This is a genomic window from Pseudomonas halotolerans (genome assembly GCF_039581215.1).
Taxonomy (GTDB): domain Bacteria; phylum Pseudomonadota; class Gammaproteobacteria; order Pseudomonadales; family Pseudomonadaceae; genus Aquipseudomonas; species Aquipseudomonas tehranensis.
Genome location: NZ_JBCNTJ010000008.1, coordinates 119,179 through 140,953 on the forward strand (window position 1 = coordinate 119,179; position 21,775 = coordinate 140,953).

A 21,775-nucleotide genomic window follows, 5' to 3' on the forward strand; every position below is an offset into this window, starting at 1 on the left:
TCGATAACGACAGCGCCTCACAGGCGCCGAGCCGGCGAATGTCTCCTCGGCTCGCAACGCAGGAGAGCACCATGACTGATATCACCTACAACATTGCCCATGAAGTCGAAGGCAAAGTCGCGCTGGTCACTGGCGCCGCCAGTGGCATCGGCAAGGCGATTGCACTGTTGCTGCATGCGCGTGGTGCCAAGGTCGTTGCCGAAGACCTGAACCCCGCCGTAGAAGATCTCGCACGTCCTGGCCTGGTCCCACTGGTGGCGGACATCAGCGAAGATGGCGCCGCCGAGCGCGCTGTCGGCCTTGCCGTCGAGCAGTTCGGCCGGCTGGACATCCTGGTCAACAACGCCGGGATCATCATCAACAAGCTGGTCGTCGATATGACCCGCGAAGACTGGGAGCGCATCCAGGCGGTCAATGCCACTGCGGCCTTCTTGCATTGCCGCGAAGCGGTCAAAGCGATGATGTCCAACAAGTCCGGGGCCATCGTCAACATCGCCTCTTATGCGTCCTACTTCGCTTTTCCGACCATCGCGGCCTACACCGCCTCCAAGGGCGCGCTAGCCCAGTTAACCCGTACGCTAGCGCTCGAAGCCATCGAGCATGGCATCCGTGTCAATGCCATCGGCGTCGGTGACGTCATCACCAACATCCTCAATGACGTGGTCGAGGACGGTCCGGGCTTCCTCGCCCAGCACGGCGAAGCCGCCCCCATTGGCCGTGCTGCACAACCGGAAGAAATTGCCGAGATCGTCGCCTTTCTCGCCTCGGACCGAGCGAGCTTCATGGTCGGCTCGGTCGTCATGGCCGACGGCGGCATGACCGTTACTGCCGGCTGATCAATCCATCACGCATACAGGAGACCCATCATGGGCATGCTCACCAAGGTTGCTTTTTTCACTGCACGCCCCGGGCAAAGAGATGCCCTCGGCCAGCGTCTGTTGGCGCTGGTCGGCCCCACCCGGCAGGAGCCAGGTTGCGTCCGTTACGACATATACCAATCGAGCGACTCGGCCGATGTCTGGTGCGCCTACGAAGACTGGCGTTCGACCACGGATTTCGACGGTCACATGCAGACGCCCTACGTGCAGGCCTTCATGAACGAACTCGACGCGCTCTGCTGCGAGGCTCCCGAGATCCGTACGTTTGAACGTCGCTCCGAAACAATTGAGCGCTGACCTTTATTAAATATAGGAGGTTCCAATTATGAATACGCAGAGCACCTGGCTGGTGACCGGCTGTTCCACCGGATTTGGCCGTTACATCGCAGCCCATCTGCTTGAGCAGGGCGAGCGCGTAATCGTTACCGCGCGCAAGGCAGATCAAGTGCAGGATCTCGCCAGGCTCGGCGAGGCACTGGTGCTGCCGCTGGACGTCACCGATGCCGAGCAGGCCAAAGCTGTGGTGGCTGAAGCCGAGCGCAAATTCGGCTCGGTGGATGTGCTGGTCAACAATGCCGGCATCGGTTATTTCGCTGCGGTCGAGGAGACTGACCCGCAGGCGGCGCGTCGCCTATTCGAAGTCAATTTCTTTGGTACCGCACACATGATCCACGCCGTGCTCCCCGGTATGCGCCAACGGCGCCGGGGCATGATAGTTAACCTGACCTCTATCGGCGGCCTCGCCGGTTTTCCCGCAGTGGGCTACTACTGCGCAAGCAAGTTCGCTGTCGAGGGGCTTTCGGAAACCCTGCGCGCCGAGGTTGAGCCCTTGGGTATCGGTGTCATGACAGTGGAGCCCAGCGCATTTCGCACTGAATGGGCGGGCTCGGCAGCTGAAGCCTCAGAACGGATCGACGACTACGACGCCACCGCAGGTGAGGCGCGCCGTGCCTACCACGCCTCGGTCGGAAGGCAGCAGGGCGACCCGGCCCGTGCCGCTTCAGCGATTTATACGGCGGTCACCGCGGCCCAGCCACCACATCGCCTACTGCTGGGCAACAGGGCATTCGATGTGGCAATGAGCAAGCTCTCAGCTATGCAGAGCGAGTTCCGCACCTGGGAAGCTAGCGCTCGCGGCGCCGACTTTCCCGAATCACAGGCTTGACAAGTCGTAGCGGCAGCCTATCGCAAGGGCTGCCGTCCGACAGAACCAGCTAAAGGATCGCACCGTGACTGACCATCAGAACAAGATTGCACTCATCACTGGCGTGCTGCTGGCCGTTGACGGCGGGCAGACGGCAACCGGCGGCGCAAGTAACGGCATGATTTAACAGGCACGCTGGCAACGCCATAGAGGATCAGGCAAATCCTCGACACGTTCGACATACCGGCCAAGAGGCCACTCTCCCTAATCTGGACTCACGAAACGGATGACACCAAACGGCCCGGACAGGCCATCCGAACCCGCTATTCGACTTGTGAGGACATCACGATGAAAAACATCAGCCAACTGTTTATCGGTACCGCCCTGGGGGCCTTCATCCTCTCTGCCGTCAGCCTTTCCACCGTCAGCCTGACGGTTGTCGAAGGCGGGGCCGAGCGCACTCCCGGTTTCCGCGTTGCTGAAGGCGGCTCTGAGCGCACCGCTATTGGCCGCCTCAGCTGATAGCTCTGCAGATGGAGAACCCAATATGCATAGCCCCTCTTCCGGAAACCGTGCTTTTACCGATATGTGGATTAGCGCTGATTGGTGCATTCGCCACGAGCTAATGCCCAATGGGCGCTAAGACGAAGCGCGAAGGAATTATAAGAGTAACTATCAGAGGCGCTATGAGATGGAAAGCAATTGCGTCCGTTCATGGGACGAACTGGTTTCACCATGGATGGAGAGGTGTAGTGCTCTACCGCTAGGGACAGCCAGAGCCCGGCCCATTGGTCGGGCTTCGTTCGTGCAATAGGCATAAAATATGCTTAGCGCATGTAGCCGGCTTTTCTAACCTTTGACCACTATCAAGGGTCTTCACATGGACACGAACGACGATTACAACCATCAGTGCACTGCTGGCCTCCGGGCCGACTGATGCGGATACTGACGCGACGGATTCCCAAACCTGGCTCGTATGAAACAGCCATCGCTCCGCTGCACATCATTCGTATGGACGAGCCGTCCGAGCTCATCCACACCGTACACCGGCCCGCACTCTGTCTGATCGTCCAAGGTAGTAAAGAGCTCGGGCTGGGTGACGAAAAGTACCACTATGACCCACTCAATTATCTAGTGGTGTCGGTCACTTTGCCGGTAGCCGGACGTGTGATCGAGGCGAGCCCTGATTCGCCTTATATATGTATTCGCCTGGATTTCGATCCTGCAGAAATTGCCCAACTTATCGCCGACGCGCCGCCAGCAGGGGTGCCAGATGAACCGAGCCGCGGGCTGTTCCTTGACCGCATCGACCTCACCCTGCTCGATACGATTCTGAGATTGATGCGTTTGCTCGATACGCCGTGGGATATTCGCATGCTAGCGCCCTTTGTCTTGCGCGAGCTGTATTACCGACTGTTACGCGGGAGCCACGGGCGCAGGCTCTACGAAATGGCGCTCAGCGATTCGCAGACGCACAGAGTGACGCGCGCGATCGACTGGTTGAACAAGCACTACACCGAACCTTTGCGAATCGATGAGCTCGCTCGCGTGGCTAACCTCGGTAACTCAACGCTGCATCATCGCTTTAAGGCGGTCACAGCGATGAGCCCGCTGCAGTACCAAAAACAACTGCGCCTACAGGAGGCGCGCCGGTTGATGATCAACGAAGGGTTGGATGTTTCGAGCGCCAGTTACCGCGTCGGCGACGAAAGCCCTTCGCAGTTCAGTCACGAATATTGTCGGCAGTTTGGTTCACCACCGTCGAGGGATGTAAGTCGTTTACTACACAGCGCTTGATACTACCTCACCATACCAGGCATGAGTCAGTTCAGGGGCAGGTTCTGGCTACTTAGACCTGTCCGTAAAAGACGAGGTGAGAACGGTTTGTCATGAGCGTCCGCTTCTGGCCGAAAGCTGCCCTTGAGGAAAGGCAGAACCGACAATTTTCTACCGGTCATAACAGTCAGCCATCAGCCAAAAAGCGTACCCATAGGCTCCGACTACGCTGGCCTCAAGATGAGTCTTTGAACCTCTCCAGGAAAGCAGGGTTTACTCAATTTCCGTCAATCGACATCCCAACCTCAGCAACACCCTCCCCCACTGAAACACCTTGCAACCCTTGCGCGATTGAGAAATCCCCCACGCCTCTCTAAATTTTTTCCCACAACGCCGGGCCCCTCCGACAGCGAATCGCTGCCATGTCGGAGTTGCAGTTTGTACAACTTCGACACTGCGAGGAGGGGCTTATGACTGCCCTAGAACCGTTCTTTTTTGCCGACTTTCTCGGCACCGCCACGTGGTTGTGGCTCGTTTTTATCAGCATCGTTATCAGCCTGTTGGTCTTCGACCTCGGGGTGTTACACCGTGAGCATCGAGAAATCGGCGTTCGTGAAAGCCTGCTGCTGTCTGCTGGCTATATCACGGCCAGTTTGCTGTTTGGGCTCTGGGTCTGGCAGGTCAAGGGCGGTGACGCCGGGATGGATTTCTACACCGGCTTTCTGATCGAGAAGTCGTTGTCGATGGACAACGTATTCCTGATGGCGATGATCTTCAGCTTTCTCTCAATCCCGCGTAAGTATCAGCACGAGGTGCTGTTCTGGGGCATTCTCGGTGTGATCGTGCTGCGAGCGATCATGATTGGCCTAGGTGCGGCGCTGATCGCCGAGTTCAGTTGGATCCTCTATGTGTTCGGCATCTTCCTGCTGTTGACCGGGGCCAAGATGCTGTTCAGCAAGATCGATGACCACCCGGACCTGAGCGAAAACCTGCTGGTGAAGTTCCTGCGCAAGCACATGCGGGTGACTGATCGCTTGCATGAAGGGCGCTTCTTCGTCCGCCAGGCGGATGCCAGTGGTAGGTCCGTGCTCTGGGCGACGCCGTTGTTCCTGGCCCTGGTGCTGATTGAGTGTGCCGACTTGGTGTTCGCTGTGGACAGCGTGCCGGCGATCTTTGCCATCACCCAGGATCCTTTCATCGTCTACACCTCGAACATCTTCGCCATCCTTGGCCTGCGTGCGTTGTATTTCGCTCTGGCGGCGATGATTCACCGCTTCGCCTATCTCAAGTACGCCCTGGCGCTGGTGCTGGTGTTTATCGGCGGCAAGATTTTCCTGGTCGGCATCATCGGCAAGATTCCGGCGGTGATTTCCCTGAGCGTGACCCTGGCTTTGCTGCTGGGCGGTGTGTTGCTATCGCTTTGGAAAACCCGCGACCAGGCCTCTGCTCGCTCGCAGGTGTAGATCCAAACAGGCGGCGGCCGCTACACGAAAACAATATTGGCGCCTGCCATCGGGGGGCTATAGGCCGATGTCGTTGAATGGGTGAGGGGCACGCCTGCGCAAGCGGCATGACGCGAAATGGGCCGGCCGCACATCGCCAACATGCGCAGGATGCTGGATCCTATTGTTTACAAGGTTGCGGTCCGTTTGAGACTGCTGACGGCGTTCTATTACCGCGTGAAAGCGGCACACCCCAAGGAGGGTTGTCAGTCCCTTATTGATGAATCTGTTCATGCACTATACGTTCGATGCTTGGATGCAAAGGTCTTATCCGGGATGTCCGTTTGCCTGCTATGCCGACGATGTGGTGGTTCACTGCCGCAGCGGAGCAGTGCTGACTGGCTCAATCGAATGAAGATAGCCTGTCCATCGTTGTTCGTGCACTGGCAGGTCTTTGGAAATGCGGTTTGATTGGGCAACGGAAGCCAGAACTACCGCTACGGTTGGCAGCGTTTCTTGGCAGCCCGAACAATCGCAAGGACTTCAACAGCGTCGCGGCAGGAACGCGCAGTGGCGTTATCTACATCCACTGGGCTTTAGCTCTTCGGCACTTCGGACCCACTTGATCGGCGATCCGTTGCTGTCGACCAGTCGTTTCGACTCGCCTCAACCCCAGCGCTTGACGACCCGCCGATGACAATCGGCCGAGGTCAACACCTTGCCCGCCTTGGAACGTACGGCGATGGTTTCTACCGGCTCCGACAATTCATTGTCGAGCAGCACCGAATAGCTCTCCCCTGTGTTGAACAAGTAGCGCTCCCCCCACTGGCGCATGCTGACGACGATGGGAAACACCGCGCGCCCCATTTCAGTCAGCACATATTCTTTGTAGGCACTGCCGTCGGATGCCGGCTGGATGTTGAATACGCCCAACTCGACGAGCATTTTGAGCTTGACCGTGAGGATATTCTTGGCGAGACCAAGGCGTTTCTGAAATTCACTGAAGCGGCGAACGTCGTCGAACGCGTCGCGGATAATCATTAATACCCAGCGATCTCCGATTGCTTCGAGCGTGCGGGCGACCGGGCATTCGCTCTGCGCCAGTAATTGCTGTCTGGCCATGGGTCTCCTGGAGGCGAGTCAGTAGGAAGGGGGGAAGTTCTAACGTCAGACAAAAATGCTTTACAGATTTGGTTGCATTTAACAACTTCATTTGATAAAAAACAACGAATCGGTTTCCTTTCGAAACTACATATTCCAAGGATGGAGTGATGCCGTTCAAGTCTCATGCCCCGGTAAAGATGGACATCGAAGCCGAAAAATCCAGCGGTGGGCACACGCGGCGAGCCCCCCAAAACCGGGACACCTCCAAGCTCAGTCGCTATCAGACTTTTCTTTTTGCAATTACCTGCGCCATGGCGGTCGCAAACGTCTACTTCGCCCAGCCTTTGCTGGAATCGATGGCTGCCAGCCTGTCGGTTTCGTCGGGCACGATTGGTGTCGTAGTGACCGCGACACAAGCCGGCTATGCCGTCGGGTTGTTGTTCATCGTTCCGCTGGGTGATTTGCTCAATCGCAAGAAACTTATCCTTACACAAATGCTGCTGTCGGCTCTGGCCCTGTGCGCAGTTGGCCTGTCGCAGGATTGGGGCATGTTGCTCGGCGCGATGGTGCTGGTGGGCCTGATGGCGGTCGTGGTGCAAGTGGTGGTTGCCTACGCCGCTTCGCTGGCGAGTCCCGAGCAGCGTGGCGAAGCCGTCGGCACCGTGACCAGTGGCGTGGTGCTGGGGATTCTGTTGGCCCGCTTCGTCTCCGGTGCAGTGGCAGATCTGGCCGGCTGGCGCGGCGTTTATTTTGTCTCGGCCGCCCTGATGATCGGCATGGCACTGGTGCTGATGCGCACCATGCCTGCCTCCACCACACCACCGGCGAAAGGCGGCTACTGGCAATTGCTGCGATCGGTCTTCCAGTTGTACCTGACCGAACGCACATTGCGTGTCCGGGGCACCTTCGCCCTGCTGATCTTCGCCGCGTTCAGTGTGTTGTGGACGTCGATGGTACTGCCACTCAGCGCGCCGCCGTTGTCGCTGACACACACCCAGATTGGGTTGTTCGGACTCGCCGGTGTGGCCGGTGCGCTGGCAGCGGCACGGGCCGGACGGCTCGCCGATCAAGGGCTCGGCAATCGCACAACGGGCGTCGCGTTGGCACTGTTGACCTTGTCCTGGCTGCCTACGGCGTTCGTTGAACACTCATTGTTCGCCATGGTGGTAGGTGTGGTGTTATTGGATTTCGCCGTGCAAGCCGTCCATGTCACCAATCAGAGCCTGATCTTTGCCGCACGACCCGATGCACAAAGCCGACTGGTGGGCGCCTACATGTGTTTCTATTCGGTGGGCAGTGGTCTGGGTGCTATAGCCGCTACTTATACTTATGCACACTTTGGCTGGGTCGCCGTTTGTATATTGGGTGCCACCATCAGCGCAGTCGCCCTGCTGTACTGGATCTACCTGGGACTAACTTCCAAATAACGTTCCAACATAACAACTTCTCGCGATCGCAAATTAAGGGATGGCGTGAAGCAGTGGGCCTGGCGCACAACCTGACCTCTGTGGCGTGACACCGACCTCTTTCATCAAGGCAAATAATCCATGAAACCACTGCATGTAGTGTTGGCTGTATTGATAACGGCAATCTGGGGTGTGAATTTCTCGGTGATCAAACTGGGACTGGCCACCGTCGATCCGCTCATCCTGGCGGGTATCCGCTTCAGTCTCTGTGCGTTACCGGCGATTTTCTTCATCCGTAAACCCGACGTGCCGTGGCGCTACATCATCGGCTATGGCCTGGTGTTCGGCATTGGTCTGTGGGGTGTGGTCAATCTGGGTATCAAGGCCGGGCTGTCGGCGGGCATCGCGTCGCTGGTGCTGCAGTTCAGCGCGTTCTTCACCATCCTGCTCGGCGGTTGGGTGTTCAAGGAAGCGCTGACCCGCTTCCAGGTGCTGGGCATGTTGATCGCCCTCGCGGGGCTGCTGTGCATCATCAAGATCAGTGACGGTTCGGTGAGCCTGACCGGCGTGTTGCTGGTGCTGGTGGGCGCGGCATCTTGGAGCGTTGCCAACATCATCAACAAGAAGGCCAGTACCAAGGATGTCTTCGGCTTTCTGATCTGGTCCAGCGCATTTGCACCGATTCCGCTGTTCGCCCTCGATTACGCGGTGAACGGCAGCGCCGGCTACACCGCGTTTGTCAGTCAGGTGAACACGACCAGCGTGTTGTCGATCCTGTTCCAGGTCTATCCCAACACGCTGTTCGCTTACTGGATCTGGAACTCGCTGCTCAAAACCTATCCGGTCTCCACAGTGGCGCCGCTCTCTCTGCTGGTGCCTATCTTCGGCATGCTCGGCTCGGTAGTGGTGTTCAACGAAAGTGTGCCGGTGAGCAAAGTAATGGCGATGGTACTGATCGTACTCGGCCTGGCCGTGGGCCTCTATGGTCAGCGTATTTTCAATGCTATTTTCGCGCGCCCTGCGCGCACTTCAATGTGAAACGATAGGGTACCGGTATGAGTCTGGGAAGACGTGATTTTATGGGCGCCACTGTAGGAGCGACCCTGATTGGAGGCAGCATGTTTGCAGATGTAGTAAACGCACAGGTGAGTCAAGCGCCTGTCAAGGATGAAACCGTGCCGACACTTGATCCCGCCGATTGGGCTTCGGTACGAGCGCAGTTCAAGCTGTCGCCGGGCCATTTTCCTGTTCTGCTCGACGGTCTACCGCCTGTTTTCCGGCGCACTGCGCAACGGCCTGCCCATGGATGTTCGCGAGAAGCTCGAAGTGGCGGCTTCCGCCAGACTGCCGATGACCCTGTTTGTGCCGATGGTGCTGATCTGGCCGATTCTAGGCGCGTTCAATTTCATGCTGCCCGTGTACGTATCGAATCACGGATGGACGCTTTTTGAACTGGGTGTCCTTGATGCCGTGTTCGGCTTGGGCATGGCGCTGATCGGTGTGCTGGTCATCATCGCCAACACCGGCCGTAACCTGCTGGTTTACCTGTCGGCGCTGACTGCGCTGTCGGTGATTTCCACCACGATGTGGTGGGTGATGCCGGATACGCTGTTTCTCAAAGCGCTGAGCCTGTTAATTCTGGGCATGGCCTTTGGCGGTGCTCGTGTGCATATCCGTGTCGCGATTGCCTGCCGGTTGCGGTCAGTGCTGGCGGGAACACCCGAAAATATCAACCGCCCCCCGGCAAATGCCCCAACGGCAGCGCCCCCGGCGTCTTCACCGTATGAATCGCAAAGTTACTCCGGATATCACTCACCCCCGGCAACTTCAGCAGTCGCCCAGTGAGAAAACGGTCGTAGGCCCGCAAGTCGGGCACCACCACTTGCAACAGAAAGTCCGATTCGCCTGACACCAGAAACGCCGAAATCACCTCCGGCAACGCCGTGACCGCTTGGCGAAACGCTTCGGCCTGTTCGTCGTTGTGCCGTTCAACCTTGACGCCGACAAAGATTGTCAGCCCCAGGCCCACTTCGTCGCGATCGAGGACGGCCTGGTAGCCGCGAATCACGCCGGCCTCTTCCAGCATCCGCACGCGGCGCAGGCACGGTGAAGCGGACAGGCCGATTTCTTCGGCCAGTTGCACGTTGCTGAGGCGGCCGTCGCGTTGCAGCGCGGCGAGGATTTTGCGGTCGAAGGCATCCAGTTTCATGAATTGGCAGTTTCCGATTGAACATCGTGATTACTTGGCAGGTTATGCCAATTTCAAAAGCTTTAGAAGCTGACTTCGCAACCACCTGCCCTGCCCGTCAGCCCTAGACTGGCACTACCGAAATCGTCGATATGCAGGGGGATGGTGTGGCTGAGCTCTGGTTGTTTTTTATGGCGTTGGTGGTGGTGTATCTGTTGCCCGGCCCGGACATGATCCTGCTGCTGCAAACCGGCGCCCGTCAGGGTAGAGGCGCGGCGCTGGCGACAGCCGTAGGTCTGGGGATCGCTCGCGGGTGTCACGTCGCGCTGGCAGCGTTGGGGCTTTCGGCGTTGTTCCAGACCGCGCCCTGGACCTTTGACGTGGTGCGCCTGGCCGGTGCCGCTTACTTGCTATGGATTGGTTTTCAATGCCTGCGCACTTCGTTGTTGCCAAGCTTTGAAGGGGACGACGCTGAGGCAGGAAGACGCAAGTGGCACCAGGCGATTCGACGCGGGTTGTTGACCAACCTGCTCAATCCCAAAGCGCTGCTGTTTTGCTCGGTGTTGTTGCCGCAGTTCATCGCCCCACAGGACGGGTCGGTGCTTGGGCAATTTGCAACGCTTGGGGTGGTGTTAGTCTGCGTCGGTTTCCTGTTTGACAGCACCTATGCGCTGGTGGGCGTGGCGCTCGGTCGCTGGCTCCAACGCTCTCCTTCGGCCCAGCGTATGCAGCAGTGGTTGTTCGGGAGTCTTTTGATTGGGTTTGCCGTGCGGCTGACGTTTGTGCAGCAGTCGTAGTGCGGATGCATTTCGTTGTTCTTCACATCCAGAAATAACCCCAACCCGCCTCACCGCCCCCTTGTATGACACGGCTTCTAGACTGGGTTGCGATGACAGCGCTTGCCTCCCGAGGTGACTCCCGGTGGTTATAGTGTTGATCATTAAACCCAAGGAGGTATAGTACCCACCAAGCACACCACACGGAGGTGTTGTGAATAGCCGATTTTTGATAAGCCAAATTGTTGCGGACGGTTGGTATCTGGTGCGGATTCGGGGCAGCCATCACCACTTCAAGCACCCGACCAAGCCGGGGCTGGTCACCATTCCTCATCCAAAGAAGGATCTGCTCAAAAAGACGGCCATCAGCATTTTGCAACAGGCCCTGCTACAAACGGCCAGTTGCCCTGCACTCCCGGAGAACGATTGACATGCTTTACCCGATTGCAATTTCCATGGGCGATGAGAAGCACGCTTGGGGCGTTGAAGTACCGGATATTCCCGGTTGTTTTTCTGCTGGCGATGACCTGGACGATGCCATGGCGATGGCCCGCGAAGCTATTGAGGGGCACTTCGAGATTCTGGCGGAGGACGGCTCGCCGATTCCATCGGCCAATACAGTCACCTTGCATGCGGCCAATGCGAAATACGCAGGCTGCACCTGGGCGCTGGTGGATATTGATGTGACCAAATATCTGGGTAAGGCGCAGAAGCTCAACATCACCTTGCCCGGCTATCTGCTGAACCGTATCGACGATTACGTGCTGCACCATCCTGAAGAAAAAAGCCGTTCCGGGTTTCTCGCTTCGGCGGCGCTGAAGGTGTTACAGCAAGGACGTTGAAAGCAGGCCTGCCCCACACCCTATGGGAGCGAGCCTGCTCGCGATGGCACCCTGTCAGCCAACATCAATCCTGCTGATCCGACGCCATCGCGAGCAAGCTCGCTCCCACATCAGGGGATTTGCAAAAGCCGGTTATTTTTTCTCCGAGCCTGACTCCTGCATCTGCACCGACGACTTGGTGCCATCGGTGTTGTCCTTGGTCTCGTTGTCCGAGTTGTCGAAGCAGCCTTGCAGGGCGAACAGGCAACAGGTCAAGCAAAACGTGCGCGCAAGATTCATGGTGTACTCCGATTGAGGGCTTTAAGCAGTGACCTCCGGATACGGCAAATGGTTGCGACGACCTTGCGGGTCAATGAACTTAAGGCCGCGCAGCCCATGTCAGTAGAATTTTCATCGCTTCGTTGCTGTCACACCAGACAGGTGCATCCCAGAAGGAAACGCAGCAATGAATTTCGCAAAAATCGCACAAAAACTGGCCCTGTGGGCGGGGAGCCCCAAGACATTTTTGGGGGCACTGGTGTTGTTGGTGCTCTGGGCTATCAGCGGGCCGTTTTTCCAGTTCAACGATACCTGGCAACTGATCATCAACACCTCCACCACGATCATCACCTTCCTGATGGTGTTCCTGATTCAGAACACACAGAACCGCGATACCGACATCTTGCATCTGAAGGTGGACGAGCTGATACGGGCGACCAAGCATGCACACAACGCGATGCTCGGCCTGGAATCCCTGGACCTCAAGCAATTGGAAGCGATGCGAAAACACTACCAGGCGATGGGTGAGCAGGAAGCCAAAAACCTTGGCGCCGAACAAGGCCTGGAGCAAAAAAACAAGATCGATCTGAATCAGTGCTGAGCAGACGGCGCGAGTGGGGCTTGCCACTCGCGCGGCTTAGCATCAAGGCAGCGGATTACCGCCCGTCACGCCAAACACTTCCCCGGTGATGTAGCTCGATTCCTGTGACGCCAGCAGCACATAAAGCGGTGCACATTCGGCCGGTTGGCCGGGGCGCTTCATTGGAACCTGAGAACCAAAGGTGGGAATTTTTTCCTGGGGTTGTCCGCCGCTGGGTTGCAGCACGGTCCAGATCGGGCCCGGCGCCACAGCATTGACCCGTATGCCCTTGCTGATCACCTGCCCCGCCAGCGCCTTGGTGAAGGCGACGATGGCCGCTTTGGTGGTGGCGTAGTCCAGCAGGGTGGCAGACGGATCGTAGGATTGGATCGACGCCGTATTGATCACCGTCGCCCCCGCTGGCATCAGCGGTACGGCTGCCTTGCAGATCCAGAACATCGCATAGATGTTGGTTTTCATGGTGTCATCGAATTGCGCGGTGGTGATATCGGCAATGTCTTTCTGTGCTTCCTGCTTACCCGCGACATTCACCAGAATATCCAGGCCGCCCAGTTGCTCGTGGGCGCTTCTCACCAGTTGGCCGCAGAATTTTTCATCCTTGAGGTCGCCCGGGATTGCAATCGCCTTGCGACCTTCGGCCTCAATCAACTCAATGACTTGCCGGGCGTCGCGCTCCTCGCTGGGCAGATAGTTGATCGCCACATCAGCGCCTTCCCGGGCGTAAGCAATGGCGGCGGCGCGACCGATGCCCGAGTCGCCACCGGTCACCAAAGCCTTGCGCCCTTCCAGGCGTCCGAACCCCTGATAACTTTTTTCACCGTGATCGGGCTTGGGCACCATGTCCTGATCGATACCCGGTGGCGACTGCGGCTGGTCGGGAAACGGCGGACGGGGATATTGAGTCAAGGGGTTCTGCATCGCGTATTGGTTGGGTTCTCGGCGTGTAGACATCGAACTTCTCCTTTTCGGCGGGCAAAGTGAGCCGGGGCGCAAGCGCCCTGGCCCGGAATATTAAAAAGTGCGGCGAATCAGCGACTGGCCTGGAGCGCCCTGGCCATTTCGAGATGGGTCTGCAACTTAGGCAGGGTTTCGTCGGCGAACGCCTTGATTTCCGGCACCTCGGTGGTCTTGGCCTGCTCCTGGATCTGCGCGATGGCTTCCTCGGTGGCCTTGACCTGGTTGGCGGCATAGGCAGCATCGAACGACTCGCCTTCCGGCACCTGCGGTACGGGCGGTATCAGGCTCTTGGCCTTGTCAGCCACTTCTTCTCGGGGTGCGACAGGCAGGTCGAGCTTTTTCGCAATCTTGGCCAGATGCTGGTTGGCGGTGGTGCGGTCATTGATCACCATGATGGTGTAATCCTTGACTTCCCTGGACTCGGCTTTGCCGTGGGCCATACGGCTGGCCTCAATGTCAGCCATGCCTTTGGCCGAAGCATCATTGATAAATTCGGCAGGCGATTGTGCCCAAGCACTGCTAGCCCCCAGGCCCATCAGCACGACGAGACTGGTGGTGCTTAATAAGGTGGCCATCCGGCTCATGGTCACGCCCTCCTCTGATAGAAGTTGCGGTGGGGTTTCCCACCACTGAATCAGAACCACCTGTGACGCTTTAACAAGATACCTTCCCGATTGCAGCCGATGTCGGCTTTCGACGGCCGCATACGGAGGGTCAGGGTGGTGGTTCTCCCACATGTGCGACCCGCTCCAGGCGCCTTCGTTCGATCGGGGACAATGTTTCCGGCGAGCGGGGTTCTCATACCATTCGAAAGGATCGGGGACTGAAAGGTTTGAAAAAACGGCCTGCGGCACGACGAACGGCGGCGCGCAGTCAAATACCGAACGCTTGGTGATTCTGGCGTTTGGCGGCGTACATCGCCTCGTCGGCGTGGCGGAACAGCGCAACATCTTCGCTGCCATGTTCGGGGAAACAGGCCACGCCGATGCTCGGTTCGATGCTGAGGCAGTGCCCGTCCAGGCGCAGCGGCTGGCTCAGTGCATGACGGATCTTTTCCTGCACACGGTGGGCATCTTCCAAAGTCTGGACACTATGGAGCAGGACGACGAACTCATCGCCGCCAATGCGCGCCACGGTATCGGTGTCGCGCACACAGCCCTGGAGCCGGCTGGCCACTGCCTGCAATAACATGTCGCCCACTGCGTGGCCGTAGGTGTCGTTGATCTGCTTGAAGCGGTCCAGGTCGATATACAGCAGCGCCATGCGCCCAGAGGCCGCGCGGGCGGTGGCCAGTGCGGCCTTGAAGCGTTCGCGCAACAATTCGCGGTTGGGTATCTGGGTCAACTGATCGTACTGAGCCATGCGCTGCAACCGGGCGTGCAACTGCTGTCGCTCAATGGCGATGGTGAGCTGCGCACAGACGTATTGCAGCAACTCCTTGTCTTGCTCGGTGTAGCGCGGGTTGTCTTGCGCGCTCTTGACGATCAACGCACCGATCGTGCCGCTCTGCGAGATCAGTGGCACACCCAACCAGCAGGGGGCGTTCGGTTGCGCCACCAGGTCGCCAAACCCCACTGGCAACTGACCGCAACCGGGCGTCAGCAGGATCGGCTGGCCACTGCGAATCACTTCGGCGCACAGGCGCTTGGTGACCGAGCCCGGCACATCGGGCTGTCGCTCCAGGTCATCGACGTGATAGGCAAAGGTCAGTTGCTCGCACTGCTCGTCATACAACGCCACCGAAAAGTTCAGCGCCGGCAGCCACTCGCCAATGATCAGGTGAATGCGCTTGAACAACGCCAGCAAGTCCGCCGCAGCATGGGCGGCCTCGGAAATCGCATACAACGCCGCTTGCCGGGACTCGGCCTGCTTGCGTTCGGTGATGTCCCGGGCCACGGCAATCCGCAACCCGTCCGCCGGCGACCACCGCGCCGACCATAAAATATGCACCACCCGCCCGTCCTTGCGCAGGTAGCGGTTCTCGAAATTGAGCTTGGGTTCGCCGTCCATGATCTCCCGCGCCGCCTCGAGCGTGCGCTGGCGGTCGGCAGGGTGCACCAGGTCGATCATCGGCTGACCGATCAATTCCTGTGGGGTGTAACCGAAAATGCGCTCACAAGCGGCGCTGACAAACACAAAACGCCCCTGACCGTCGACAGCGCACACGGCGTCCATCAAAAGATCGATGTAGCTGGCCAGCGGCGCGGAATTGCGAGTGTCCATGGGGCGGGTGATCTTCCGATAATGCAACGTTGAACAAAGCCTGACGTGCGCAGCCGGTACGTCAGCCTTACGCCTTGCTGGCCAACAAGCCTGGCACTGCATGCCACAAGGCGTTGATGGCAAAACCAATGAACATCACGCCACACAACCGGGTGATTGTCAGTTCGTGACGCTGATACAGCACGCGGACCCGACTCGCGCCAACAATACCAATGAGGATAGCGTAAGCGATCAGGCCGCCCAGAAAACTGAGCGCGATCAGCCAAGGCAACATCGACCAGTGCAGCAGCTCGGCACGGCTGGACAGCAAAGCCGTGAACGTCGCCACCGCCACCGGATACGCCTTGGGATTGGTCAGGCCGAATATCACCCCGTGCCAGAACGGCTGACGCGCCGGCCCTTGTGGCGCACCGGCACTGCCCGCGCGAGCACGAACGGCCCGCAGGCCCAACCAGAACAGATAAAGCCCGCTGATCACGCCCAATACATCGAACGCTACGCTGCCTATTTCCCGTGCACCGACAATCGCTACCAGCGCGGTGCCACACCAGATCACATCTCCCAGAAGGTGCCCGCCGAGAAACCCCGCCCCGGCCCGCCGCCCTCGTGCGGCGCCAATGCCGAACACCGCCAGCACTCCAGGCCCTGGCGTGATGCCATAGATGAAGCCGCTGGCAAGAATGGTGAACAGCAGCGAGGGAGTCATGATGGGCGGTCCTGTCGGATATCGGCGTGGTGCAGTTTATCTGGCTCGGCACAAAGGATCACGAAGCCGGAAAAAACTCCATGCCGGCATAAGGCGCCTGTCGACAGGCCTGTAGCCGGGAAGGCAGATCTCCCACATGGATTTCGAGTTTGTGCCCATCCGGGTCGAGAAAGTAAAACGAATCACCTTCGCTGCGGTTGTCGCGCCACGACACCACCTGGGCCGCCTTGAGCCGCGCCACCAGCACCGGAAAGTCCTGGGCACCGATACTGAATGCGTAATGGGTGTAGTCCGCCGCAGGCGCCTTCTTGCGCAACGGGTCAACAGACAGGCACAGCCATAATCCGGGCAGCGACAAATAGGCCCCTGTGTCCCACCGGGCCTCAAGACGAAGCTGCAAGAGCTCGCTATAAAAAACCACACTGGGGTCCAGCTCGGTGACAGCCAGTGTCAGATGATTGAAACCTGAGAGCATCGACAAGCAACCTTTGGAAAAGAAACGGATGAGCCAAGTGCCGTGGGCTCAAGGGTGAAAACATGGCGTTGCCCAGCTCCGACAGCGCAAATGGATTCCCCGGCCAACCCCTTAGGCAAGATCCTACACAGAAGTCTCCGGTAACACTCAAATACGCCGGAAACGGCCGATTCAAAGCCCCGCATCATGATCTGTAAAGTCTGGAAACACACAGAGATCGCCCCCCACGGACAGCACCACTCAACCAAGGAATGTAACCGCACCATGAACCAGACTGCACAGCCGACCCATCGCTACACCAACTACCGTAAAGTCATTGCCCTGGCGGACCAGGACTGGCGGAACGCCGAAGTCGGAAAAATCTCAGGGCTGAATGTCGAGGTCAAGACACCTAACGTCCTGGTCGACCAGTACGGCCGAACCTTTCACCACTTCTGTACTACGTCCTATCTGGGTCTGGACCACCATCCCGCGTTGCTGGACGGCGCCATGACGGCCCTGTGGGAAACCGGGACCCTGCGCGTCGCCAACTCGAAAAACCGCTGCAAGCTGGCGATCCTGGACCGATACGAAACCCAATTGTCGGAGTTGTTTGGCGCCAGTTGTCTCAGCGCCCTGTCATGCAGCGCAGCGAGCGCCGGGATCCTGCCGTTGCTGGCCAGCGGCGCGTTCACGGACAATCGGCCGCCTGTCATGGTGTTTGACAAACATGCCCATTACTCGCTGAACCACGTCAAGGCGGCCTGCGCCGATGAAACCCAAGTCATCACCGGCCCCCACAACGACATGGACTTTCTCGAAGACGTGTGCAAACGCCAGCGCAACGTGGCGTATGTGGCCGATGGTGCCTACAGCATGGGTGGGGTGACCGACATGGACAGCCTGCTGTACCTCAAACAGCGCTATGGCCTGTTTCTCTATCTGGATGACTCCCACGCACTGTCCACCATAGGGCAATGCGGAGCGGGTCTGGTGCGTTCACGCTTCCACGCCGTGGACGAGCGAACGCTGATTGTTGCCTCGCTGGCCAAATCATTCGGGGCCAGTGGCGGCCTGGCGATGTTTGGCAGTGAACGGCACAAAACACTGGTGCAGCGCTACGGCGGGCCGAGCAATTGGTCCCAGAGCCTGAACGCGGCGGCCATTGGCGCCGGCATGGCCTCGATCCGTCTGCACCGCAGTCGAGAATTCAGCGCCTTGCAGGAGCGTTTGCAGGCTAATATTCGCCTCTTCGACAGCCTCATCCGCACCGAGCAGCTGGGCAATACCATGGCGATCCGCCTGGTGACCTGCGGTGCAGCAGCCCTGGCCAACAGGCTGGCAGTCGAACTGGCCGACCTGGGGTATTTCACTTCGGCGGTCTTTTTCCCCGTTGTGCCGCAAGACAAGGCCGCAATCCGCATCACCCTGCGCGCCGACATGGAGACGGACGTGATTCGCTCGTTCTGCGAACGGATCACCGATCTGCTGCTGGCACACGGACGTGACATCCGTCCTTGAACGAGCGCCTTGATGAAGAACCGTACGACCCTGATCATCACCTGCACCACCGTCTTCCTGGCACAACTGGGCATGAGCATCTACTTGCCGGCCCTGCCCGACATTGCGCGGGATCTGGGGGCCGATGCGTCCCGGGTTTCCTGGGGCTTGTCGGTTTACCTGATCGGCATGGCGCTGCCCATGTTGCTGTGGGGCAGCGTGAGCCAGCGTCTGGGACGCAAACCGGTGTTGCTGGCGGCATTGGGGCTGTACGGCCTGAGCAACCTGGCCCTACCGCTGGGTACAACAGTGGAGGCGTTCCTGACGCTCAGGTTGATTCAGGGCATCGGCGCCAGCGGTATCTCGGTGATGGCCAGGGTATTGATCCGTGACAGTTTCAGCGGCGATCTGCTGGCCAAGGCCCTGTCATGGATCTCCATAGCCTTCGTGGTTGCCCTTGGCATCGGTCAATATCTGGGCTCTTTGATCCAGGCTGCGTTCGGCTGGGGAGCGATCTTCTACGGGTTGGGTGCGGTCAGCCTGGCCATGGCGGTCGCAGTGTCCCGGGTCGGGTTTACAGTGCTGACAGAAGACAGCAACGGGCAATCGGCATGGCGCGTGTACGGCAGGATACTCAGATCCCGAGGTTTTTTATTGCCGGCATTGGCCGGCGGCTTGGGTTACGGCGTGATTGTCGCGTTCAACACCGCCGCGCCCCTGATCCTGCAGGAAAGCTTTCATTGGTCAGCGATTGAGTACGGCCTGCTGGGCTGGCCGATCAGTGCGGCGTACCTGTTCGGCGCGCTGGCGGTCAACGCCTTGGTGCTACGCACCGGCCAACGACGATTGATGAGCTGGGGCCTTGCGCTGGTGCTGGGCGGCAGTGCGACCATGCTGCTGGGGAGCGTCGCGCTTAGCAGTGTCGCGCTGCTGTTCTGGTTGCCGTACTGCTTCGCGGTATTCGGTCAATCGTTGAATTACCCCATCAGCCTGTCCCTGGCCAACGAGGGTTCACCGGTGGCCGGCGCCTATGCCATGGCGCTGAGCGGTTTTCTGCATCAGTTGATGGCCTCACTCATCGGCGCCACGGCCAGCCTGTTGTTGAGCCAACAGGCCTGGCCGCTGGCGGCGTTGTGCACGCTGTTGGCCGTGGCGGCGCTGCTGTGCGGGCGGTTTATGCCAGCACGGGTCGCTTAAAAGGCGCTGCGGAAAATCTCCTCGATCTGCCGTTGATCCCCTGCCCGCGGGTTGGTCAGGCCACAAGCGTCCTTCAATGCGTTGGCGGCCAGTACCGGCACGTCGTTGAGGCGCACGCCCAAATCACGCAGGCCGGCCGGAATGTCGACGTCCCGAGCCAGGCTGCGGATCGCCGCAATGGCCACCCGCGCGCCTTCCTCCGGGCTGAGACCGTGCGTATTGGCCCCCATGGCATTGGCCACGTCGGTCAGCCGAGCGGCACATACCGAGGCGTTGAAACTTTGCACATGGGGCAACAACACTGCATTACACACGCCGTGGGGCAAGTCATAAAAACCGCCCAGTTGATGGGCCATGGCATGCACAAAACCCAACGAGGCATTATTGAACGCCATCCCCGCGAGAAACTGCGCGTAGGCCATGTTCTCCCGTGCCGTCAGATCGTTACCGTCGCCCACCGCCTGACGCAGATTATTGCTGATCAAAGTGACCGCTTTCAGCGCGCAGGCATCGGTGATCGGATTGGCAGCCGTGGATACGTACGCTTCGATCGCATGAGTCAGCGCATCCATGCCGGTGGCGGCCGTCAGCCCCTTGGGCATCGCCACCATCAACGCCGGATCGTTGACCGACATGAGCGGCGTCACGTTGCGGTCGACAATGGCCATTTTCACGTGGCGAGTCTCGTCAGTGATGATGCAAAAACGGGTCATTTCGCTGGCCGTACCTGCCGTGGTGTTGATGGCGATCAGTGGCAACTGCGGTTTACTCGAGCGGTCAACGCCCTCGTAGTCACGAATTTCCCCGCCGTTGGTGGCACACAAGGCGATGCCCTTGGCGCAATCGTGGGGCGAACCGCCGCCCAGCGACACCACGAAATCGCACTGGCTCTCCTTCAACAACCCCAGCCCGCGCTCGACATTGGCGATGCTGGGATTGGGCTTGGCACCGTCGAAAATCACCGAATCGATGTCTTGCAGCGCCAGCAGATCGGCCACCTTGCTGGCGACGCCGGCCTTGGCCAACCCTGCGTCAGTAACGATCAGGGCCTTGTGAAAGCCGTAGTTGCGGATGGCGGTCATGGCCTCGTCGAGGCAACCCAGCCCCATGACGTTCACGGCGGGAATGAAAAAAGTGCTGCTCATGGGAGATGCTCCTGGAAGAGGCCGGGATTGGCAGGGCTACCAGAATGACCGACTGGTCACGGCGCATCTTGATCTGGCTCAAGACTGGGTCGTGATAAAGTCGCGCCCTGTCTTAACCACGTTTTGAGATAACTTTCGCAATGACCGACTTCCAGCAATACGACGCCCAGCTCGAAGACTGGGAGGCCTTGCGCGCCAGCACCGCTTTCAGTGGCTTGCTGCTGGGTAACGGCGCCAGCCGCGCCGTTTGGGACGATTTCGGCTACGACTCGCTGTTCGAAAACGCTCGCACCGTCGAAGAAAAACCCTTGAGCCCGTCGGAAATGAGTGTGTTCGACGCGATGCAGACCCGCAGCTTCGAACAGGTACTCAGCGCGCTGAAAACCACCAGCCGGGTCAACAAGGCCCTGGCCGTGAGCTCTGCGGCACCGCGTAACCGCTACTACGCAATCAAGGAAGCACTGATCAACACCGTGCACGCGGTGCATATCCCGTGGCGACTGGTCGAGCCCGCGACCCTGGCGACGCTTAATCAGGAGCTGGGCCGCTATCGCACGGTGTTCACCACCAATTACGATCTGCTCAACTACTGGGCGATCCAGCATGCGCCCGATACCGTCACCGACCTGTTCCTGGGCAACGATCACAGCTTTGATCTGAGCCAGGCCGGCACGGACAAACCACGTCTGTTGTACCTGCACGGAGGCCTGCACCTGGTGCGCAACCAGGACGGCACGGCACGCAAACTGACCGCCACCGAAGGCACGCTGCTGGGCAGTTTCGCCATCAACAATACGATCAAGACCCTTGACGACGTGCCGCTGTTCGTCAATGAAGGCCCGAGCCAGGACAAGCTCAAGACCATCCGCAGCTCCGATTACCTATCGTTCTGCTACGACCAGTTGCTGCACCACGGCGACAACCTGTGCCTGTTCGGCCATGCCTTGGGTGACCAGGACAGTCACATCGTCCATGCCCTGCGCCAGGCCGCGCCGAAAACCGTGGCAATCTCGATCTACCCTCGCAGCCAGGCGTTCATCCAGCACCAGAAACGCCATTACGCCAAGGTGTTCCAGGGGTTGGCGGTTGAACTGCGGTTCTTCGATGCCAAGACCCATCCGCTGTGCAATCCGAAGCTGTCGGTGCCGGTGGAGGTTTAGAGCAAAGGCCGGCCCGGA

Annotated in this window: 25 protein-coding genes and 1 pseudogene; 17 read left to right on the forward strand and 9 right to left on the reverse strand. The window is 59.0% G+C overall.

The window, feature by feature from the left end:
• Positions 1–71: 71 nt before the first annotated feature.
• The 7 genes and pseudogenes from AAIS01_RS13345 to AAIS01_RS13375 form a co-directional block, all read left to right on the forward strand.
• Positions 72–836 (forward strand): SDR family NAD(P)-dependent oxidoreductase, encoded by a 765-nt coding sequence (locus AAIS01_RS13345; RefSeq protein ID WP_343469339.1) that lies wholly within the window; start codon positions 72–74, stop codon positions 834–836.
• A gap of 30 nt (positions 837–866) precedes the next feature.
• A complete protein-coding gene (locus AAIS01_RS13350) occupies positions 867–1,175 on the forward strand; it encodes a putative quinol monooxygenase (protein ID WP_343469340.1) in 309 nt (102 codons plus the stop codon).
• Between the two features lie 28 nt (positions 1,176–1,203).
• Entirely contained in the window at positions 1,204–2,043 is an 840-nt protein-coding gene (locus AAIS01_RS13355) for an oxidoreductase (protein WP_343469341.1), read from the forward strand.
• A 327-nt stretch (positions 2,044–2,370) separates the two neighbouring features.
• Positions 2,371–2,544, forward strand: coding sequence for a hypothetical protein (locus tag AAIS01_RS13360; protein WP_343469342.1), 174 nt, complete (start codon positions 2,371–2,373; stop codon positions 2,542–2,544).
• A 414-nt stretch (positions 2,545–2,958) separates the two neighbouring features.
• Entirely contained in the window at positions 2,959–3,819 is an 861-nt protein-coding gene (locus AAIS01_RS13365; protein ID WP_343469343.1) for an AraC family transcriptional regulator, read from the forward strand.
• 449 nt (positions 3,820–4,268) lie between these two features.
• A complete protein-coding gene (locus tag AAIS01_RS13370) occupies positions 4,269–5,261 on the forward strand; it encodes a TerC family protein (RefSeq protein ID WP_343469344.1) in 993 nt (330 codons plus the stop codon).
• A 182-nt stretch (positions 5,262–5,443) separates the two neighbouring features.
• A pseudogene (locus AAIS01_RS13375) lies at positions 5,444–5,625 on the forward strand (reverse transcriptase domain-containing protein); the annotation flags it as partial.
• A gap of 281 nt (positions 5,626–5,906) precedes the next feature.
• Here AAIS01_RS13375 and AAIS01_RS13380 read toward each other — a convergent pair.
• Positions 5,907–6,362 carry a winged helix-turn-helix transcriptional regulator gene (locus AAIS01_RS13380; RefSeq protein WP_343469345.1) on the reverse strand — a complete coding sequence of 152 codons (456 nt, stop codon included), beginning with the start codon at positions 6,360–6,362 and terminating at the stop codon, positions 5,907–5,909.
• A gap of 149 nt (positions 6,363–6,511) precedes the next feature.
• On the opposite strand from AAIS01_RS13380, the gene AAIS01_RS13385 reads away from it, so the two are divergent.
• From AAIS01_RS13385 to AAIS01_RS13395, 3 genes are all read left to right on the forward strand, one after another.
• A complete protein-coding gene (locus AAIS01_RS13385) occupies positions 6,512–7,771 on the forward strand; it encodes an MFS transporter (protein WP_343469346.1) in 1,260 nt (419 codons plus the stop codon).
• A gap of 120 nt (positions 7,772–7,891) precedes the next feature.
• Positions 7,892–8,788 carry an EamA family transporter gene (locus tag AAIS01_RS13390; protein ID WP_343469347.1) on the forward strand — a complete coding sequence of 299 codons (897 nt, stop codon included), beginning with the start codon at positions 7,892–7,894 and terminating at the stop codon, positions 8,786–8,788.
• Positions 8,789–9,052: 264 nt separating this feature from the next.
• On the forward strand, positions 9,053–9,595 hold the full coding sequence (locus AAIS01_RS13395) for an MFS transporter (protein ID WP_343469348.1): 543 nt from the start codon (positions 9,053–9,055) through the stop codon (positions 9,593–9,595).
• Here AAIS01_RS13395 and AAIS01_RS13400 read toward each other — a convergent pair.
• Positions 9,480–9,959 carry an Lrp/AsnC family transcriptional regulator gene (locus tag AAIS01_RS13400; protein ID WP_092397234.1) on the reverse strand — a complete coding sequence of 160 codons (480 nt, stop codon included), beginning with the start codon at positions 9,957–9,959 and terminating at the stop codon, positions 9,480–9,482. The two genes, AAIS01_RS13395 and AAIS01_RS13400, sit on opposite strands and share 116 nt — an antisense overlap.
• A gap of 146 nt (positions 9,960–10,105) precedes the next feature.
• On the opposite strand from AAIS01_RS13400, the gene AAIS01_RS13405 reads away from it, so the two are divergent.
• The 3 genes from AAIS01_RS13405 to AAIS01_RS13415 all read left to right on the forward strand — a co-directional run bounded on the left by AAIS01_RS13405 (position 10,106) and on the right by AAIS01_RS13415 (position 11,556).
• A complete protein-coding gene (locus tag AAIS01_RS13405; RefSeq protein WP_343469349.1) occupies positions 10,106–10,735 on the forward strand; it encodes a LysE family translocator in 630 nt (209 codons plus the stop codon).
• Positions 10,736–10,928: 193 nt separating this feature from the next.
• Entirely contained in the window at positions 10,929–11,144 is a 216-nt protein-coding gene (locus AAIS01_RS13410) for a type II toxin-antitoxin system HicA family toxin (protein ID WP_343469350.1), read from the forward strand.
• A 1-nt stretch (position 11,145) separates the two neighbouring features.
• Positions 11,146–11,556, forward strand: coding sequence for a type II toxin-antitoxin system HicB family antitoxin (locus tag AAIS01_RS13415; protein WP_092397230.1), 411 nt, complete (start codon positions 11,146–11,148; stop codon positions 11,554–11,556).
• Between the two features lie 132 nt (positions 11,557–11,688).
• Here AAIS01_RS13415 and AAIS01_RS13420 read toward each other — a convergent pair whose 3' ends face one another.
• Positions 11,689–11,835, reverse strand: coding sequence for a hypothetical protein (locus tag AAIS01_RS13420; RefSeq protein WP_177193336.1), 147 nt, complete (start codon positions 11,833–11,835; stop codon positions 11,689–11,691).
• Positions 11,836–12,001: 166 nt separating this feature from the next.
• Here AAIS01_RS13420 and AAIS01_RS13425 point away from each other — a divergent pair, with 166 nt between their 5' ends.
• Positions 12,002–12,415, forward strand: coding sequence for a low affinity iron permease family protein (locus AAIS01_RS13425; protein ID WP_343469351.1), 414 nt, complete (start codon positions 12,002–12,004; stop codon positions 12,413–12,415).
• Between the two features lie 42 nt (positions 12,416–12,457).
• On the opposite strand, the gene AAIS01_RS13430 is transcribed toward AAIS01_RS13425, so the two are convergent.
• The 5 genes from AAIS01_RS13430 to fos all read right to left on the reverse strand — a co-directional run bounded on the left by AAIS01_RS13430 (position 12,458) and on the right by fos (position 16,776).
• On the reverse strand, positions 12,458–13,366 hold the full coding sequence (locus tag AAIS01_RS13430; RefSeq protein ID WP_092454432.1) for an SDR family oxidoreductase: 909 nt from the start codon (positions 13,364–13,366) through the stop codon (positions 12,458–12,460).
• 77 nt (positions 13,367–13,443) lie between these two features.
• On the reverse strand, positions 13,444–13,956 hold the full coding sequence (locus tag AAIS01_RS13435; protein ID WP_343469352.1) for a DUF4142 domain-containing protein: 513 nt from the start codon (positions 13,954–13,956) through the stop codon (positions 13,444–13,446).
• A gap of 289 nt (positions 13,957–14,245) precedes the next feature.
• The gene (locus AAIS01_RS13440) at positions 14,246–15,595 is read right to left on the reverse strand and encodes a sensor domain-containing protein (RefSeq protein WP_343469353.1); all 1,350 of its coding nucleotides are present in this window, start codon (positions 15,593–15,595) and stop codon (positions 14,246–14,248) included.
• Positions 15,596–15,662: 67 nt separating this feature from the next.
• Complete coding sequence (locus tag AAIS01_RS13445) at positions 15,663–16,301, reverse strand: LysE family translocator (protein ID WP_343469354.1); 639 nt, start codon at positions 16,299–16,301, stop codon at positions 15,663–15,665.
• Positions 16,302–16,359: 58 nt separating this feature from the next.
• Positions 16,360–16,776, reverse strand: coding sequence for a fosfomycin resistance glutathione transferase (gene fos / locus AAIS01_RS13450; protein ID WP_343469355.1), 417 nt, complete (start codon positions 16,774–16,776; stop codon positions 16,360–16,362).
• A gap of 264 nt (positions 16,777–17,040) precedes the next feature.
• On the opposite strand from fos, the gene AAIS01_RS13455 reads away from it, so the two are divergent.
• Together AAIS01_RS13455 and AAIS01_RS13460 are read left to right on the forward strand one after the other, a co-directional pair.
• On the forward strand, positions 17,041–18,276 hold the full coding sequence (locus AAIS01_RS13455; protein WP_343469356.1) for an aminotransferase class I/II-fold pyridoxal phosphate-dependent enzyme: 1,236 nt from the start codon (positions 17,041–17,043) through the stop codon (positions 18,274–18,276).
• 12 nt (positions 18,277–18,288) lie between these two features.
• Positions 18,289–19,452 (forward strand): MFS transporter, encoded by a 1,164-nt coding sequence (locus AAIS01_RS13460; RefSeq protein WP_343469357.1) that lies wholly within the window; start codon positions 18,289–18,291, stop codon positions 19,450–19,452.
• Here AAIS01_RS13460 and yiaY read toward each other — a convergent pair.
• Positions 19,449–20,597, reverse strand: a complete 1,149-nt coding sequence (gene yiaY / locus AAIS01_RS13465) for an L-threonine dehydrogenase (RefSeq protein WP_343469358.1) — start codon at positions 20,595–20,597, stop codon at positions 19,449–19,451. The genes AAIS01_RS13460 and yiaY overlap by 4 nt on opposite strands.
• Positions 20,598–20,737: 140 nt before the next feature.
• Between yiaY and AAIS01_RS13470 the strand changes: the two genes are divergently transcribed.
• A complete protein-coding gene (locus tag AAIS01_RS13470; RefSeq protein ID WP_343469360.1) occupies positions 20,738–21,757 on the forward strand; it encodes a DUF4917 family protein in 1,020 nt (339 codons plus the stop codon).
• The last annotated feature ends 18 nt before the right edge of the window (positions 21,758–21,775 follow it).